The organism is Bradyrhizobium sp. CFUWI (assembly GCF_056429085.1).
In genome coordinates this window covers 1-472 of sequence record NZ_JBWJZE010000161.1, presented here as the reverse complement: position 1 = coordinate 472, position 472 = coordinate 1, and the positions used below count along the sequence as shown (strand labels likewise).

1 protein-coding gene is annotated in these 472 nt (G+C 65.3%); it reads right to left on the bottom strand.

The annotated features are described in order from the left end of the window. On the bottom strand, positions 1-400 hold a 400-nt coding region (locus AC066S_RS39205), incomplete at its 3' end, for a hypothetical protein (RefSeq protein ID WP_478271961.1). Between the last annotated feature and the right edge of the window lie 72 nt (positions 401-472).

The window sequence follows — 472 nt, the reverse complement described above, 5'->3', positions numbered from 1 at the left end:
CACCGGTGTAGTCGGTCCCGCTGGTGGCCGTGCCGCTGCGGGTCAGGTTCACGGTGGTCGGCGAACTGTTGGTCTGGCTCAGCGTCACCGTGTAGACCAAGGCCGTGCCGCTGTCCTCATTGGTGCTGGACGGCGAGATCGAGATGCTGGCGGTGCGCGAGGGATTGATGGTGATGTTGAAGACGATCTGGTTGTTGTACTCGTCGAGCAGGTAGAACGAGTCCGACGTCGCGCCGTCCCCGTTGTTGGTATAGGTCACCCGTTCGGTACCGGCGGCGTCGAGCTGGCCGGTCAGGGAGTAGCTGCCGTGCGAGGGTTGCTGGCCGTCGGTCATGCCGGTGGCGGACAACGATCCGTCGCAGGTGGAGACGTCGAAAGTGAAGGAGCCGCCTGAGCTCACGGTAGCAGTCTTCGGCGTCGGACACGCTGGCTGCCCTGGCCCCTCCTGCGCAAGGGCGAGAGACGCCGTCAC